13 protein-coding genes and 1 tRNA gene are annotated in these 16,325 nt (G+C 63.6%); 8 read left to right on the forward strand and 6 right to left on the reverse strand.

Annotated elements, in window-relative coordinates:
- Window positions 1-230: 230 nt before the first annotated feature.
- On the forward strand, window positions 231-2,504 hold the full coding sequence (locus QCE83_RS03205) for a heavy metal translocating P-type ATPase (RefSeq protein WP_309807580.1): 2,274 nt from the start codon (window positions 231-233) through the stop codon (window positions 2,502-2,504).
- Between the two features lie 44 nt (window positions 2,505-2,548).
- Complete coding sequence (locus QCE83_RS03210) at window positions 2,549-2,881, forward strand: zinc-ribbon domain-containing protein (protein ID WP_309807581.1); 333 nt, start codon at window positions 2,549-2,551, stop codon at window positions 2,879-2,881.
- Window positions 2,882-3,401: 520 nt separating this feature from the next.
- Here QCE83_RS03210 and QCE83_RS03215 read toward each other — a convergent pair.
- On the reverse strand, window positions 3,402-4,697 hold the full coding sequence (locus QCE83_RS03215) for a HEPN domain-containing protein (RefSeq protein ID WP_309807583.1): 1,296 nt from the start codon (window positions 4,695-4,697) through the stop codon (window positions 3,402-3,404).
- 1,349 nt (window positions 4,698-6,046) lie between these two features.
- Here QCE83_RS03215 and QCE83_RS03220 point away from each other — a divergent pair.
- The gene (locus QCE83_RS03220; RefSeq protein WP_309807584.1) at window positions 6,047-6,769 is read left to right on the forward strand and encodes a hypothetical protein; all 723 of its coding nucleotides are present in this window, start codon (window positions 6,047-6,049) and stop codon (window positions 6,767-6,769) included.
- Between the two features lie 348 nt (window positions 6,770-7,117).
- Here QCE83_RS03220 and QCE83_RS03225 read toward each other — a convergent pair.
- The 5 genes from QCE83_RS03225 to rph form a co-directional block, all read right to left on the reverse strand.
- Window positions 7,118-7,207, reverse strand: a tRNA-Ser gene (locus QCE83_RS03225).
- Window positions 7,208-7,247: 40 nt separating this feature from the next.
- Entirely contained in the window at window positions 7,248-8,438 is a 1,191-nt protein-coding gene (locus tag QCE83_RS03230; protein WP_309811422.1) for an MFS transporter, read from the reverse strand.
- A 29-nt stretch (window positions 8,439-8,467) separates the two neighbouring features.
- A complete protein-coding gene (gene hemW / locus QCE83_RS03235; protein WP_309807585.1) occupies window positions 8,468-9,691 on the reverse strand; it encodes a radical SAM family heme chaperone HemW in 1,224 nt (407 codons plus the stop codon).
- Window positions 9,688-10,317, reverse strand: coding sequence for an RdgB/HAM1 family non-canonical purine NTP pyrophosphatase (rdgB, locus tag QCE83_RS03240; RefSeq protein WP_309807586.1), 630 nt, complete (start codon window positions 10,315-10,317; stop codon window positions 9,688-9,690). The genes hemW and rdgB overlap by 4 nt, the downstream gene beginning before the upstream one ends.
- Complete coding sequence (gene rph, locus QCE83_RS03245; protein WP_404984113.1) at window positions 10,310-11,068, reverse strand: ribonuclease PH; 759 nt, start codon at window positions 11,066-11,068, stop codon at window positions 10,310-10,312. The genes rdgB and rph overlap by 8 nt, the downstream gene beginning before the upstream one ends.
- Before the next feature lie 289 nt (window positions 11,069-11,357).
- Between rph and QCE83_RS03250 the strand changes: the two genes are divergently transcribed.
- From QCE83_RS03250 to QCE83_RS03270, 5 genes are all read left to right on the forward strand, one after another.
- Entirely contained in the window at window positions 11,358-12,302 is a 945-nt protein-coding gene (locus QCE83_RS03250; protein ID WP_309807587.1) for a YicC/YloC family endoribonuclease, read from the forward strand.
- Between the two features lie 9 nt (window positions 12,303-12,311).
- Window positions 12,312-12,989: a guanylate kinase gene (gmk, locus tag QCE83_RS03255; protein WP_309807588.1), complete on the forward strand. Its 678-nt coding sequence runs from the start codon at window positions 12,312-12,314 to the stop codon at window positions 12,987-12,989.
- A 69-nt stretch (window positions 12,990-13,058) separates the two neighbouring features.
- A complete protein-coding gene (rpoZ, locus tag QCE83_RS03260; protein WP_050456014.1) occupies window positions 13,059-13,262 on the forward strand; it encodes a DNA-directed RNA polymerase subunit omega in 204 nt (67 codons plus the stop codon).
- 98 nt (window positions 13,263-13,360) lie between these two features.
- Window positions 13,361-15,754: a bifunctional (p)ppGpp synthetase/guanosine-3',5'-bis(diphosphate) 3'-pyrophosphohydrolase gene (locus QCE83_RS03265; protein ID WP_309807590.1), complete on the forward strand. Its 2,394-nt coding sequence runs from the start codon at window positions 13,361-13,363 to the stop codon at window positions 15,752-15,754.
- Window positions 15,755-15,825: 71 nt separating this feature from the next.
- Window positions 15,826-16,317, forward strand: a complete 492-nt coding sequence (locus QCE83_RS03270) for a phage protein NinX family protein (protein ID WP_309807592.1) — start codon at window positions 15,826-15,828, stop codon at window positions 16,315-16,317.
- The last annotated feature ends 8 nt before the right edge of the window (window positions 16,318-16,325 follow it).

Genomic DNA, 16,325 nt, shown 5'->3' on the forward strand with positions numbered 1-16,325 from the left:
AGATGGGCTTGCGGCCTGTCTGTTCACCGCGATTTTCACGCATGACCGACAAAGCGCGAATGGCCCGACGATGGCTCGACGCGCCCGGCTGATTCCTGATTTCCTTCCCACAGCGTCCTGTACGCGTTGACGTGCTGTCACGAGAAAGGACTGTTTTCACCGAATCGTCCCTTGACCCTGGAGTTCCTCCAGGGTGTTTACTCGCCCCATGGCGTAAAGGGATAGCGAAAATGAAACAGTGCTGCGAAGGACATGATTCGATCATCGAGCTTCGAAAGGAGCAGGACGTGCGTGCCGTCGGACACGCACAGTGTGGCGGGCATGAACATGACCACGACCACGACCATGCACACGGCCACGACCAGGCCGCGCTGGCCCCGTCGGTTACCGCAGGCGACTTCGTCCGCACGCAGATGCGCATCGCGCAGATGGACTGCCCGACCGAGGAAGCGCTGATCCGCAAGAAGCTCGGCGCGCTGCCGGAAGTCAGCGAGATGCAGTTCAACCTGATGCAGCGCGTGCTGACGGTCGTGCATCGACCCGATGGACTCGATGCCGTGCTCAAGGCGCTCACGTCGCTCGGCTTCGCGACGGAACTCGCGGACGACGCGAAACCCGGCGCCCGCGCCGCTTCTCCCGCGCCGTCCCGCAAGCCCATGTGGCTGCTCGGGGCGGCCTGCGTCGCCGCCTTGTGCGCGGAAGCCGCGAACTGGCTCGGCGCACCCGAGTGGCTCGTCGCGGCGCTCGCGGTGCTGGCGATCGCGGGTTCGGGCGTCGGCACTTACAAGAAAGGCTGGGTCGCCATACGCAACCTGAACCTCAACATCAACGCGCTGATGAGCATCGCGGTGACCGGCGCGCTCGCGCTGCGCCAATGGCCCGAGGCCGCGATGGTGATGGTGCTGTTCACGATCGCCGAACTGATCGAGGCACGCTCGCTCGATCGCGCGCGCAATGCCATCGAAGGATTGATGAAGCTGGCGCCCGATACCGCCACCGTCAGGCAGCCGGACGGTTCGTGGCGCGACGTCGAGGCGACGGCAGTCACACCCGGCGCCATTGCGCGCGTGCGGCCGGGCGAGCGCGTCGCGCTGGACGGCCGGATCAGCACGGGCCGCTCGACGATCGATCAGTCGCCCATCACCGGCGAGAGCCTGCCCGTCGAGAAAGGGCCCGGCGATGACGTCTTCGCCGGCACGATCAACCAGTCCGGGTCGTTCGAGTACGAGGTGACGGCCGTCGCCGGCCAGTCGACGCTCGCCCGCATCATCCACGCGGTGGAGAACGCGCAAGGCACGCGCGCGCCGACGCAGCGCTTCGTCGATCAGTTCGCCCGCATCTACACGCCGATCGTGTTCCTCGTCGCGGTGGGCGTCGCCGTGCTGCCGCCGCTGCTGTTCGCGGGTGCGTGGCTCGCGTGGCTGTACAAGGCGCTGGTGTTGCTCGTGATCGCGTGCCCGTGCGCGCTGGTGATCTCGACGCCGGTGTCCATCGTCAGCGGACTGGCCGCGGCGGCCCGCAAGGGCATGCTCGTGAAGGGCGGGACCTTTCTGGAACAAGGCCGGAAACTGCGCTGGCTCGCGCTCGACAAGACCGGCACGCTGACTCACGGCAAGCCGGTGCAGGTGGCGTTCGAACAGACGACGAACGATCTCCCGGACGCCGATGTGCGCGCGATCGCCGTCAGCTTGTCGAGCCGCTCCGATCATCCGGTATCGACGGCCATCGCTCGCGCCGGCGCGGCGGACGCGGTCGGCCTGCTGCCCGTCGACGACTTCGAAGCGCTGCCGGGGCAAGGCATCGCGGGCCGCGTGAACGGGCGTCGTCATACGCTCGGCAATCACCGGATGGTGGAGGCGCTCGGCCTGTGTTCGACGGAGCTCGAAGCGCAACTGCAACGCCATGAGAAAAACGGCAGGACCGTCGTGATGCTCGCCGATGAAGAGCGCGTGCTGGCGCTGTTCGCCGTCGCGGACACGGTGAAGGACACGAGCCGCGCGGCCGTCGCCGAGCTGCATGCGCTCGGTGTGCGCACCGTCATGCTCACCGGCGACAACGCGCACACCGCGGCGGCGATTGCCCGCGAAGTGGGCGTCGATCGCGCCGAGGGCGATCAGTTACCCGAGGACAAGCTGCGGGCCGTCGAACAGCTCTCGGCGGGGGGCACGACCGTGGGCATGGTCGGCGACGGCATCAACGATGCGCCGGCGCTGGCGCGCGCGGACATTGGCTTTGCGATGGGCGCGATGGGCACGGACACGGCCATCGAAACCGCCGATGTCGCGCTGATGGACGATGACCTCAGAAAGATTCCCGCGTTCATCCGCTTGTCGAAGGCGACGCATCGCGTGCTGGTGCAGAACATCGTGCTGGCGCTGGGGATCAAGGCGGTGTTCCTGGGGCTGACCATCGGGGGCATCGGGACCATGTGGATGGCCGTGTTCGCCGATGTCGGCGCGAGTTTACTCGTGGTGGGGAATGGTTTGCGGCTGCTGCGCAAGTGACTTCGACTTACGACTTTCGATTTTCGCTTTTCGGGAGGAATGGCATGAACTGGTTCGAGCGCGCGTTTGGCGGGCATCGCGGGGAGTCGGTGCAGGGCGGTCATGGCCGTTCGCATGACGGTGGTCACGGAGGTGGTCACGGTCATCATGGCGGACACGGGAACGAGGGCTGGGGAAGGGCGCCCGCTCCGGCGGCGCCGACGCGTCCGCCCGCCGGTGTCAGCTGCCCGAGATGCAATACGAGCCAGCAGGAAGGCGCGCGCTTCTGCTCGCAGTGCGCGACGCCGCTCGTGCCGCAGTCGTGTGCGCAATGTAGTCAGGCACTCGTGCAAGGCGCGAAGTTTTGCAGCCAGTGCGGTACGGCAGTGGGGGCTTGAGTAGCGGATTGTGCGGGAGCGGTGAGGTTTGCCTCGGCGCTCTTGGATGTCGAGGCGAGGAGCCAAAAAAAAATGTCCGGGCGGGAGTGCCCGGACCAAAGCACGACGGGCCACCAGTTCCGTCGTGCGCGTGGCCTGACGACGACTGGGACGCGGCTGGCTTGTGCAGCGCGGGGTCGTCGAGGTGAGGTGCGTCGGCGCCGTCCCGGAGGACGGCGGCGCTGCTGCGTCCGGTGGTATTCGCTAGTCCCGCGAGCGGGTGGTTCGAATCGGATCGGGCCGGTGCAGCAGCGTTAGGGATAGAGTACGAAACGGCCGCGTCGCCACGATGAGCGGGAGATGAGAAAGTGATCATGCGGGGGCGGCCGGAAGGTGGCCAGAAACGACAAAGCCCCCTGAGTCGGCGACTCATGGGGCTTTTGATTGGGTGCTGGCGGAGGCGGTGTCCGCACTACACCCTTTATGGATGGGCGTTTAAGGCCGACCAATATGATTCATCCACCAACCCATCCACCATAAACTACGACAGCGTCGTGTTTGCTTTCAGGACGTTGTGCATCTCTGCCCACGTGCACTTCAACAGCATGTCAGCAGACTCTAGGCTGGCGGTCTTGTGGGCCGACAAAAGTTTGCTCGCCCTGCCGTGAACAACATCGCTTCGATGGCTGTACATTCCTTTGAACGCGCGCCGCAGCGTCCCTCGTTCAGATTCCGTCTTCCCGAGAAGGTAGGCGTACCGGTCGGCTAAGCGGTCCGTCACGTCTCTGCGACCTCCGTCGGAGCCCAGCAAGGCTTCCAACCCGATGCATCGCTGCAGAAAGGCGACGCTCTCGTTCGAGGTGGCCGATGAGTCGACGTACCACTCCATTGCTGCCCTGATTGACACAGCGTCCGGCGAGTTGAGCGATGAGAATCTGGATGCTGTATGCAGGAGACCGGTCACCGCCTGGTGAACCTCAGCGGCGTTGGAAGCCGCTCGCATTCCAGATGTCAGTAAGCCCTTTCCAGGTTGGTAGTCGATCACCTGAAGAGGTTCCTTGAATTGCAACCGCTGTAGGAAATGGCTCAGGTCATATGGGATCGCCACCCCATGCACCACAGGTCCTTTTTGTTTTCGTTCTACGACGAGACAGGGTATGTCATCCGCGTTGCTTCGCATATCCCATCGCCGCGAACTGAAAGCAAGACTAAATGCACCGGTCGCCAGAGCCACAAAGACGAGATGCTTCGTCTCAGCGAGCGCGCTACGCATCACTTGGCTGTCAGCGTTGTCGTCTGCAAGACCCGTTTCGCGAACTTTGAGGTAGCGCAATCTCCGGGTTGGACCCGATGCGCGTCTTGCGCCCAGCATATGAAAGAGATCGTTGCTGGGTTTCACTGCTCCAAGGAAAGCGGATACCTCTTCACTATGCGCGTTGTCGATGAGCGACACTTTTTCCGTGAGGGTGATCTCCGCCTGTTGTAGGTCACCGATGCCATTCAATGGAATGAAAATCTCGATCGCCGAGGGAATTTCCTCCAATGCCTCACTGATACTGCTGATCAGCCGGTTGGCCGCTTGCCCGCCGTCCAATTGATTAAGAGGGCCAGAGACATCGTTGGGGTAGGCAATCGTCCCGAGATATGCCGCCCTCCAGATAATGTTGAAAAGATCCGCTTCGTCGATATAGTTTTTCCACGGAGGTGCTTTCAGTATTTGATCACTCAGCTTGGACGCCACAGCGCGGTCTGGCGTTTCAAATACCATACCGGGCATCAATTTCAAGCTATTTACGAATGCGGAAAGTGCAGCAACTTGGCCGCCATGAAGTTTCATCTTAAGTGCTGCGCCGGCGGTTAGCGTGCGGTGTACGAAAACCACGATAATGCCAAAATTTCGCACATAAGTAGACACGCCGATTGGTCAACGACTGCGTCAATGCCGCGGTCTGTGCGATAGACCTCGTCCCCCGGTGGGGGAATACCAAAATTTGAAGGGTTCACGACACGTTGAGAAGAACGCTATGGAGCAGGGGACAGCCCGCCACTGCTTTTCCTGCGACACAGAAGATGGCGACCGATTGCGGCCATGTTGCAATGAACGAGGAGGCAAAGCCGGAATTTCTACTGTGATGTCTCCTCAAGTTTGAGGACACCTGACCCTTGCTGCAGAAGGCGCGCCTCTGGAAATAAAAAGCCCGGCGCGCGGCCGGGCAAGCAGCAAAGCAACCAGACGCCATGCAAGCGTCCGATGCAATTATGTGTGCAGCGCCGCGTCGTTCAATCTTAATTGTGGAACACTGCATTTCGCTTGTGTCAGCACTGACGAAGGCTCGGCGACAGATCTTCGTCTAATGCGCCGGACGCTCGAAAAGGCGTTATGAAATCAAGGAGAGAAGGTGACAGCAGTGGATGGACAGCGAGTCAGCGCGAAAGCGGCCGCAGAGATACTCGGCGTGCCGGCGCACATGATCAGCCGGCTTGACGCCGAGGGCCGATTCATTCAGCGATTCAAGCTAACCCGCAAGACGCATGTCTACGATTTGGCGTCGCTCTATCGATACCTCGAAGCCTGCCGCGTGAAGCCCATCGCATCACCAGCCACGAATGAACGACCTAAACCGACCGCTGCGGTGCGGAAATACCCTGTCACAGACAACGCGCCGTTCTCGCTCCTTGAGTTTCTCCCTTCCCGAGATAAGCGATAGAAGTAGGCGACGTGCAGGGTGGGTGACTTGCCCGCCTGTATCCTCAGACCGCCCTGATTTCGCGACCCGATGGCGTTTGCAAGCATGCGGTCGCAGAGCCGCACGGGATAAGAGGCTAGCAGCTCGGCGGGCGCAAATGCGGGGATCCTCCGTAATTGAGGTGGCGCAGCGCTTTTCCCCAAAACGGGGGAAATCCCCATAAATCGGGCTTTATCGGATCAAAGTGAAATATCGTCGCGCTGCTGCTAGCCGGGCGCCAGCGGGTAGGCAAGCAGATCCAATAGCCGAGGCGATACTTCCATGCGGTCCCCCTGATCAACCGGCCCGTCGCGGCGCCATCCGGTGACGAGATCTCGGGCGAGCTGAGTTGCAATTTCCGGGTGAGTCCAGCCTCGGCAGGGTAGCGATTACACGCCGTGTTTAACTACAGCGGCAAGTGACCGATTATTCTTCGAGCTCCGCAATGCTTGGGAATCCCATGTCGAACACAAGCAAAGAGTCATTCTATTCGCGCCTGATTGAGCCGATGATAAAGGAGCTAGAGCGGCTTGCACGGATCACGCGCGGAGAACAGTCCGTCGAGGACTTAAAGGCAGAGGCTTGGATAGCCGCGACAGAGATAAACGAAGCATCAGGGCGGGCCTTCGAACCGGAAGATCGAACGTTTCAGCAAGCAATCATCGATCGCCTGAAGAAGGCATTTGGAAGATTCGCAAATCGCGCCATGCGTTTCGCAGCCAGGCTCGATCACGAAGAGACCAACGGGGAAGGGGAAGTACGAAACGGGCTCGCTGCGACCTTGACTGCGCCGCAGGCATACGAGCCCGAGACATCCTTGATAGAAGCCGAAGAGGCGCACCGAAGAGAGCGAGCTGTGCGTGAGCGATACACGGAGGCTGTGGCGTACCTGCGAGTGCTTGATCGATTCGATGACGACAAATTGGCCATAGCTCGCTATCTTGCGATTCGTCGCAGCACGCTTGAATTGCGGCTACGCAAGGCAGAAGAGACTGCGCGGCAGCAAGCATCGATGTTCGATCGCGTCACGCGAATCCCTGACGATTTTTGTCCGCCACAAGGACTTTACATGCGGCCGTCGCCGACGCGCCTACGCCGGCAGATTGCACCCCGTTGCGCGTTCCTCGGATCATGGCAGCGCGGGCTGTTTTCCGCCGCTCGATCGATTTGGAGCTTTAGATGATGGCGACGGAGCGAGCGACCCTTATTAGGTCATCGACGCCGCCGACGGCATGCTTGCCGGGCTCATTCAGCCGGCTGACGGCGAGGGGTCCAAGCTCTTTCGCTTTCTTCGGCATCGTCGTTCGTCCGGGTTTCGCGGGCTGGAGAGCCTGAAATGGAGCGCGGAGGTATTACCCACCAACCCATCCACCATCAGTTATCCACCAACCCATCCACCAAAGAATCTGCGACTGAAAGCGCCGAAACGCAACGAGTCGAGACACTTCGAGCAAGTGGAATCGGGCGGAGAGGCTTATCAGGCGAGCGTTTCGACGATTGTTCGCAACGAAACGAGAAAAAACGGGCGGGGTGGCGGAGGCGGTGAGATTCGAACTCACGGAAGGATCGCTCCTTCGCCGGTTTTCAAGACCGGTGCCTTAAACCGCTCGGCCACACCTCCAGCAAGGCGCGTATTGTAGCGCAACTCGCGCCCCGAGCCGTCACCCCTCGAGCGATTTCGTCGCCCGCAGTGCCGGGAACAGCCGCATCCACAGCAGCGCGACGGCGATCGTCCCGATCCCGCCGATCAACACCGCCGGCATCGCGCCGAACAGCCCGGCGGTCATGCCCGACTCGAACTCGCCCAGCTGGTTCGACGTTCCAATGAACAGCGAGTTGATCGCGCCGACTCTTCCGCGCATGTCATCGGGCGTCTGCAACTGCACAAGCGACGTGCGCACCACCACGCTGATCACATCCGACGCGCCGAGCACGGCAAGCGCGATCAGCGAGAGCACGATGTCGTGCGACAGCCCGAACAATATCGTTGCGATGCCGAACACGATCACGCCGCCGAACAGCGCCGTGCCCGCGCGCTGCCGCAGCGGAAAGTGCGCGAGCACGATCGAGCCCGTCAGCGCGCCCACCGCCGGCGCCGCGCGCAGCACGCCGAGTCCCCACGGACCGGTATGCAGGATGTCGCGCGCATAGACGGGCAGCAGCGCCGTCGCGCCGCCGAGCAGCACGGCGAACAGATCGAGCGACAGCGCGCCGAGAATCACCGGCTTGCTGCGAATGAACCCGATGCCCGAGAACAGCGCCTCGAACGACAAGGGCGCGCGCATGCGGACTGGTTCATCGATGCTGATCGCCGCCACGGCCCACGCCGCCGCCAGGAACGCGATGGCCACCGCGCCATACACCGTCAACGCGCCGAAGCCATACAGCAGGCCGCCCAGCGCCGGGCCGAGAATCATCGCGGTCTGGTTGGCCGAGGTGGACCATGCGGTCGCCTGCTGCAACTGCGTGCGTGCGACGAGATTGGGCAACAGCGCCGCCATCGATGGCGATTCGAAAGCCCGCGCCGCGCCTGTGATCGTGGCGATGGCATAGATCGGGCCGACATGATTCCAGCCGTGCCACGCGCCGAGACACAGGGCGAGCGCGCCGATCCCCTCGATTCCCTGGCACACATACGCGATGGTGCGCCTGTCGTAGCGGTCCGCCACGTGTCCGACGACCAGCGTCAGCACGAACATCGGCAGGAACTGCGCGAGTCCGACGAAGCCGAGCGCATAGGCGCTATGGGTGATCGAATAGACCTGCCAGCCGATCGCCACCGACATCATCTGGAACGCCACCGACGACATCACCCGCGCGCTCCAGAACAGCGCGAACGGACGATGCCGCATCACCGAGCCGGACGCCGCCGTCGACGCGCTCAATTGTGCGAATCCTTCAAGAACATCTCCTGGAGATCGTTGAGAAAGCGCTGGCCGAGCTCGGTCGGCGCGATGCGCTCCGGCGTGCGCGTGATGAGTCCGCGCTGTTCCGCGCGCTGCAGCGCGGGCTCTATCGCGGACAGCGACAAGCCGGTGCGCTCCACGAAGGCATGCACCGGAAAGCCTTCCACGAGCCGCAGCGTGTTCAGCATGAACTCGAAGGGCAGATCGCGCGGACCGACTTCGCGTTCTTCCTGCACCGGGGTTTCAGTGGGCGAAAGAGCGTGATCCATGTAGCCCGCCGGATGCTTGAAGCGCGCCTGCCGCAGGATCCGCGACGGAAACGACAGCTTCGTATGCGCCCCCGCGCCAATGCCGAGGTAATCGCCGAAGCGCCAGTAATTGAGGTTGTGCCGGCTCTGCCGATGCGGCTTCGCATACGCCGATACCTCATAGCGCCCGTAGCCCGCCTCGCGCGTGCGCTCGTGAATCCACTCCTGCATGTCGGCGGAGGCATCGTCGTCGGGAAGCGCGGGCGGATACTTCGCGAAGACCGTATTCGGCTCCATCGTCAGGTGATACAGCGAGAGATGCGGCGGCGCGAACGCCAGCGCCGTCTCGATGTCCTGCCGGCATTCGTCGAGCGACTGCTGCGGCAGCGCGAACATCAGGTCGAGATTGAAGTTGTCGAAGTGCCGCGCGGCGATCTCCACGGCCTGGCGCGCCTGGCCTGCATCGTGGATGCGGCCGAGCGCCTTCAGATGCGCCTCGTTGAAGCTCTGGATGCCGATCGACAGCCGGTTCACGCCGCTCGCGCGGAACGATGCGAACTTCGCCGCCTCGAACGTGCCGGGGTTGGCTTCGAGCGTGATCTCGGCGTCGGCGTCGACGGGCAGCAGCGCGCGCACGTCCGAGAGCAGCCGGTCGAGACCGTGCGCCGACAGCAGCGAAGGCGTGCCCCCGCCGATGAAGATCGTATGCACCTGCCGTCCCCACACGAGCGGCAGCGCGCTTTCGAGATCGGCGCGCAGCGCGTCGAGATAACGGTCTTCGGGAAAGCTGTCGCCCTTCCACTCGTGCGAGTTGAAATCGCAGTACGGGCACTTGCGCACGCACCACGGAAAATGCACATACAGCGCGAGCGGCGGCAACGACGTCAGGCGGATGCTGCCCGGCGACGTAAAGGTCTGCACCACGTTGATGGTCTTCGGTCCCGCGCTCACGCCAGTTCCTTCAGTCGTTGCAGCAGATCGCGCAGCGCCAGCGCGCGGTGACTCAGCGCGTTCTTGCGGGCGGGATCGAGCTCGGCGGCGCTGGCGTGCAGCGCGGGGAGGAAGAAGTACGGGTCATAGCCGAAGCCATGCGCGCCGCGCGGTTCGTCGAGCACTTCGCCGTGCCAGCGGCCTTCTGCGATCAGCGGTTCGGGGTCTTCGGCGTGACGCACCAGCACCAGCACGCAGAAGTAATACGCGCGACGGTCCGCCACGCCGGCGAGATCCACGACCAGCCGCGCGTTGTTCGCCGCGTCGCTCTTCTCCCCACCGGCCAGCGACGCATAGCGCGCCGAATACACGCCCGGCGCGCCCTGCAACGCGCGCACGCACAGACCGGAGTCGTCGGCGAGGGCGGGCAGGCCCGTCAGCGCCGACGCATGGCGCGCCTTCGCCAGCGCATTCTCGACGAAGGTGACATGCGGCTCGGGCGCCTCGGGCACGCCGAGTTCGCCCTGCGCGATCAGTTCGATGCCCGCCGCTTCCAGCAGCGCAGCGAACTCGCGCAGCTTGCCCGCGTTGTTCGAGGCGAGCACGACACGGCCCGGCGCCGCCCCGGATGCAAACGAATCAGACACCGCGAATCCCCAGTGCTTCCTTCTGCTTCAGCACGAGCGCCTTGATGCCGCTGTCGGCGAGCGCGATCAGCTCGTTCATCTCCTCGCGCGAGAACGGCGCGCCTTCCGCCGTGCCCTGGACTTCGACGAAGCCGCCCGAGCCCGTCATCACGACGTTCATGTCGGTATCGCACTGCGAGTCTTCGTCGTAGTCGAGATCGAGCACCGGCGAGCCTTCGAAGATGCCCACCGAAATCGCCGCGACGAAGTCCTTCACCGGCGACTTCGCGATCTTGCCCGCCGCCAGCAGCTTGCTGGTGGCGTCATAGGCCGCGACGAACGCGCCGGTGATGGACGCCGTGCGCGTGCCGCCGTCGGCCTGGATCACGTCGCAGTCGAGATGCAGCGTGCGCGCGCCGAGCGCGTTCAGGTCGAACACCGAACGCAGCGCCCGGCCGATCAGACGCTGGATCTCCTGCGTGCGGCCGGTCTGCTTGCCGCGTGCGGCTTCGCGGTCGCTGCGGGTGTGCGTGGCGCGCGGCAGCATGCCGTATTCCGCGGTGAGCCAGCCCTGTTCGCGGCCGCGCAGGAATTCGGGCACGCGCTCGGCGATGCTGGCCGTGCAGATCACCTTGGTATCGCCGAATTCGACGAGCACCGAGCCTTCCGCGTGCTTCGTGTAGTTCCGCGTGATGCGCACGTCGCGCAGCTGGTTCGCGCGGCGGCCGCTCGGACGCGGGGGAGAAGGCTTCAGCAGGGGAGAGTCGGTCATGAGGATCGAGTGGTGAGAGTGAAAGCGCGCGCGTCCGGCACAGAACGCTTGCAGGACAGCCGTGAGACGCCGCGCAGCAAGGCTGGATTTTATCGCCAAACCCCGCAGGGCGTCGGGCGGGCCCGGTCCGGCCGACCCTTCGTATCGGCGGTCCGCATGGCAAAAATGGGATAATGCCGATTCTTCGCCCGGCGGTCACACACGCGCCACTCCAAGGGGCTTTCGAAAGCGCCGGGCGCTTCGTATCGAAACGGCCTTCGCAACGAAGGTCTCAATCGCGAGACGTACCATGATCTACAGCATGACTGGCTATGCCAGCGCGACGCGCGAAGTCGTCGCGGATGGCGCGGGGCCCAATGGCGCGGGCAGTTCGGGCGTCGGAGTCTCGGTGGAATTGCGCACGGTGAATTCGCGCTTCCTCGACCTCAATTTCCGCATGCCTGAAGACGTGCGCGCCACCGAGCCGCAATTGCGCGAAATGCTGATGAACAAGCTCTCGCGCGGCAAGGTCGATATCCGCATCAACCTGAATCGTGTCGAACAGACGGCCAACGCCGGCGCGCTCAACCGCGACGCGCTCAGCCAGCTCGCCACGCTCGAGCGCGCCGTGCTCGACATCTTCCCCGGCGCCGAGCGCATGCGCACCGGCGAAATCCTCCGCTGGCCCGGCGTGCTCGCGGAAAGCTCGGTGTCGCAGGACACGCTGCGCGAAGCCGTGCTCGCGTGCGGCAGGCAGGCCATCGCCGATCTCATCGAAGTGCGCGGCCGCGAAGGCGCCGCGCTCGGCAACGTGCTGCTCAACAGCGTGACGGAGATGGAAGCCATCGTTGCGCGCATTACGCCGCTCGTGCCCGAACTGATCGCGCGGCATCAGCACAAGATCGTCGAGCGCCTGCAGGATGCGCTCGGCATCGCCACCGCCGACGGCGCCTCCGCCGCCAGCGTGCCGCGCGAGGAAGTCGCCGAACGCATCCGCCAGGAAGTGACCATCTACGGCATCCGCATCGACATTGCCGAGGAATTGCAGCGTCTCAGCGCGCACCTGACCGAGACGCGCCATGTGCTGCAAAAGGGCGGCAAGGTCGGCAAGCGTCTCGACTTCATGATGCAGGAACTCAACCGCGAAGCGAACACGCTCGGCTCGAAGGCCGCCGCGAAGGAACTCGCCGACGCCTCGATGACGCTCAAGCTGCTCATCGAACAAATGCGCGAGCAAGTACAGAATCTGGAGTAACGCACCATCATGTCGAACCCCACACCGCATCGCTCGCACAGCCACTACACCGGCATCTATCCGGGCAACCTGTTCATGGTCGTCGCGCCGTCGGGCGCCGGCAAGTCCACGCTCGTGAACGCGCTGCTCGCCGAAGATCCGGCCATCCTGCTGTCGGTTTCCTATACGACGCGTGAAGCGCGTTCCAAGGAAACCAACGGCGTGCAGTATCACTTCGTGTCCGTCGATGAATTCATGGAGCGGCGCGAGCGCGGCGAGTTTCTCGAAAGCGCCGAAGTGCATGGCAACTACTACGCGACGTCCAAGCTGTGGATTGCCGACCAGATGAAGATGGGCCACGACGTGCTGCTCGAAATCGACTGGCAGGGCGCGCAGCAGGTGAAAAAGCAGTTCCGCAATGCGGTGGAGATTTTCATCCTGCCGCCGTCGCTGGATGCGCTCGAAGACCGCCTCAAGAAACGCGGCCAGGATTCCGAGAAGGTGATCGTGCGCCGTCTGCTTGCAGCCGGCAGCGAGATGGCGCATGCGTCGGAAGCGGAGTACGTGGTCATCAACGAGAATTTCGATCGCGCGCTCACCGAGTTGCGCTGCCTCGTCGCCGCGACGCGCCTGCGCTTCACGTCGCAATACGCCCGCAATACGCAGCTCTTCGTGGATCTCGGCATCCACTCCACGCCGCAATCATGAGCACCGCGGTGGCCGGGTCATATCGGTCACATAAGGTAGAATAAAGTTCATATCGAGAAGGAAACCAACATGGCCCGCATCACTGTCGAAGACTGCCTGAAACAAATCCCTAACCGCTTCGAGCTCGCACTCGCTGCAACCTATCGCGCTCGCCAGCTGGCGCAAGGCCATACGCCGAAGATCGAAAGCCGCGACAAGCCCACCGTCGTCGCACTGCGTGAAATCGCATCGGGGCAAGTGGGCATCGAAATGCTGAAGAAGGTCCCCGTCTGAGGGCTTGAATCAAGCAGGGAACCGGCGCCGGTTCCCTGATCCGTTTGCAGGCTGCAACCTGCAACCCGCCGCATCACATCACCACGGAGGAGGCGATCATGAGTCAGACACCGTTGCCCGTCTCCGCCGCCGTGGATCCCGATCTCGACACCGACGCCGACTCCTTGCTCGACGCCGACAAGCCGCACGCGGCGCGCAAGTACATCGACGCCGTTCTCGAACAGTCCTTCCGCCATCTGTTCGGCCCGACTGCCACGCCCGAGCAGCCGCGCAAGCATGACGTCGTTTCCATCGCGAAACTGACGAATGCGCTCTCCGGCTACATCACGGCCGAAGAGATCAAGGAAGTCAAGGCAGCTTTCCATTTCAGCGACGAAGCGCATCTCGGGCAGTATCGCCAGAGCGGCGAGCCGTACATCACGCATCCGGTGGCGGTCGCGGAAATCTGCGCGGGCTGGAAGCTGGATGCGCAGTCGATCATGGCGGCGCTGCTGCACGACGTGATCGAAGATCAGGGCGTGACCAAGACGGAGATTGCGGAGCGCTTCGGCGCGAAGGTCGCGGAACTGGTCGACGGGTTGTCCAAGCTGGACAAGATGGAGTTCCGCAATCGCGAGGAAGCGCAGGCGGAGAACTTCCGCAAGATGCTGCTCGCGATGGCGCGCGACGTGCGCGTGATCCTCGTGAAGCTGGCCGACCGCCTGCACAACATGCGCACGCTGGGCGCGGTGCCGCCGGAGAAACGCCGGCGCGTGGCGCGCGAGACGCTGGACATCTACGCGCCGATTGCGCACCGGCTCGGTCTGAACAATACCTATCGCGAGCTGCAGGATCTCTCGTTCGCGAACTTCAATCCGACCCGCTACGCCACGCTCGAAAAAGCGGTGAAGGCGGCGCGCGGCAACCGGCGTGAAGTGGTCGGCAAGATTCTCGAAGCGGTGCAACGCACCATCGCGGACGCCAAGATCAACGCGGAAGTCACCGGCCGCGAGAAGACGATCTTCAGCATCTACAAGAAGATGCGCGACAAGCAGTTGTCGTTCTCGCAGGTGCTCGACGTATACGGCTTTCGCGTGGTCGTCGAGAGCGCGCTCGAATGCTATACGTGCATCGGCGCGCTGCATGCGCTCTACAAGCCGGTGCCGGGCAAGTTCAAGGACTACATCGCGATCCCGAAGGTCAACGGGTATCAGTCCTTGCACACCACGCTGGTCGGCCCGTTCGGCGCGCCCATCGAGTTCCAGATCCGCACGCGCAAGATGCACGAGATCGCCGAAGCGGGCGTTGCGGCGCACTGGCTGTACAAGAACGGCGGCGCCGACCTGAACGACGTGCAGAAGCGCGCGCATCAATGGCTCAAGTCGCTGCTGGACATCCAGAGCGAAGCGGGCGATTCGAGCGAATTCCTCGAACACGTCAAGATCGACCTGTTCCCGGACGCCGTCTATGTCTTCACGCCGAAGTCGCGCATCATGCCGCTGCCACGCGGCGCCACCGCGCTCGACTTCGCGTATTCCATTCACAGCGACCTCGGCAACCAGTGCGTCGCGGTGAAGATCAACAACGAGCTCCTGCCGCTGCGCACGGAGCTGAAGAGCGGCGATATCGTCGAGGTGATCACCGCGCCGTATTCGAAGCCGAATCCCGCGTGGCTCGGTTTCGTGCGCACCGGCAAGGCGCGCTCGGCCATTCGTCACTATCTGAAGACGATGCGCCTGAACGAGTCCGTCCAGCTGGGCGAGCGCCTCGTCGATCAAAGTCTCAAGGGTTATGGCCTCGCACTGTCGGACGTCACGCCGGAAGTCTGGGAAAAGCTCGTGCTCTGGACCGGCAACAAGACGCGCCAGGAAATCTTCGCGGATATCGGCCTCGGACGCCGCGTGGCCGCGGTGATGGCCAAACGCATCGAGGTGCTGATGAACGGCCTCGATGACGACGAGCATCCGCATCGCGATCACCACAACACCAATACTGCGCCGCCGGTGGTCATCACGGGTACGGAAGGCATGTCGGTGCAGTTGTCGCCGTGCTGCCGCCCGATTCCCGGCGACGACATCATGGGCTATATCGGCATCGGCCTCGGCATGGCGATCCACACCACCGATTGCCGCGTCGCGCAGCGCATTCACAAGCGCGATCCGGGCCGCTGGATCGACGTCGCGTGGGCGCCGCAGCCAGGCCGCCTGTTCGACGTCGCCGTCAAGGTGCTGGTGAAGAACACCAAGGGCGTATTCGCGCGCGTCGCGGCCGACATCACGTCGGCGGACGCGAACATCGTGCACATCGCGATGGACGAGGACGTGTCGCAGGAAGCCAAGCTGCTGCGCTTCGTGATCCAGGTCAGCGACCGCGTGCATCTGGCCAACGTGATGCGCCGCGTGCGAACCAATCACGACGTCATGCGGATCGCGCGCGAACGTCCGAGCGACGAACCGCATCATCGCAATCAGGACGGCGGCATGCGCATCGACCGGGAACGCGCGGACTACTGATCCCGGCTCGATCCCGGCGCGGGAACGCGGCGTGCATGCTCCGTCCTCCATCGACAGGAGAGAGCGGCGCAATGAACACATCCGATCTCGAAGGCGCCACGCTCGACTACTGGGTCGCGCGCGGGCTGCACGAATTCGTTCGAGAAATCCACTTTACCGATAGCGGCGAGACGCTTTCCATCCGCGGCAACGATCGCGGACGGCCCTGGGACGGGCGCTTCCTGCCGTCTACCTCGTGGGAAGCCGCCTCCGTGGTGCTGGAGCGCGCCTGCAGGCTCGAGATGCACGATCACGGGCGCGGCGAAGTGGTCTGCACGGTGAGCTTCGGCAAGGACGGCGAGAGCGTGGAGGGGCGCGGAGCGTCGTTGCGCATCGCGTTGCTGCGCGCGTTCGTGCGGCAGGCGTTCGGCGATACCGTGGATGACGAATTCATGCGCCGGCCGCAATCGTTGCTGGGGACGCGTGCGGAGGCGATTGGCGAGTCGAGCGCGGTGGCGTCGGTGGAAGATGTGCCGGCGCCGGAGAAGCATATCGGCGATATCGGTTCGATTCCGCGCGTCTGATTGCACGG

Source organism: Caballeronia sp. LZ034LL (genome assembly GCF_031451215.1).
Lineage (GTDB): Bacteria > Pseudomonadota > Gammaproteobacteria > Burkholderiales > Burkholderiaceae > Caballeronia.

Coding starts and splice junctions, on each gene's coding strand:
- QCE83_RS03205 (WP_309807580.1), top strand. CDS start 231: ATGAAACAGTGCTGCGAAGGACATGATTCGATCATCGAGCTTCGAAAG.
- QCE83_RS03210 (WP_309807581.1), top strand. CDS start 2,549: ATGAACTGGTTCGAGCGCGCGTTTGGCGGGCATCGCGGGGAGTCGGTG.
- QCE83_RS03215 (WP_309807583.1), bottom strand. CDS start 4,697: ATGAAACTTCATGGCGGCCAAGTTGCTGCACTTTCCGCATTCGTAAAT.
- QCE83_RS03220 (WP_309807584.1), top strand. CDS start 6,047: ATGTCGAACACAAGCAAAGAGTCATTCTATTCGCGCCTGATTGAGCCG.
- QCE83_RS03230 (WP_309811422.1), bottom strand. CDS start 8,438: ATGCGGCATCGTCCGTTCGCGCTGTTCTGGAGCGCGCGGGTGATGTCG.
- rph (WP_404984113.1), bottom strand. CDS start 11,068: ATGACCGACTCTCCCCTGCTGAAGCCTTCTCCCCCGCGTCCGAGCGGC.
- QCE83_RS03250 (WP_309807587.1), top strand. CDS start 11,358: ATGATCTACAGCATGACTGGCTATGCCAGCGCGACGCGCGAAGTCGTC.
- gmk (WP_309807588.1), top strand. CDS start 12,312: ATGTCGAACCCCACACCGCATCGCTCGCACAGCCACTACACCGGCATC.
- rpoZ (WP_050456014.1), top strand. CDS start 13,059: ATGGCCCGCATCACTGTCGAAGACTGCCTGAAACAAATCCCTAACCGC.
- QCE83_RS03265 (WP_309807590.1), top strand. CDS start 13,361: ATGAGTCAGACACCGTTGCCCGTCTCCGCCGCCGTGGATCCCGATCTC.
- QCE83_RS03270 (WP_309807592.1), top strand. CDS start 15,826: ATGAACACATCCGATCTCGAAGGCGCCACGCTCGACTACTGGGTCGCG.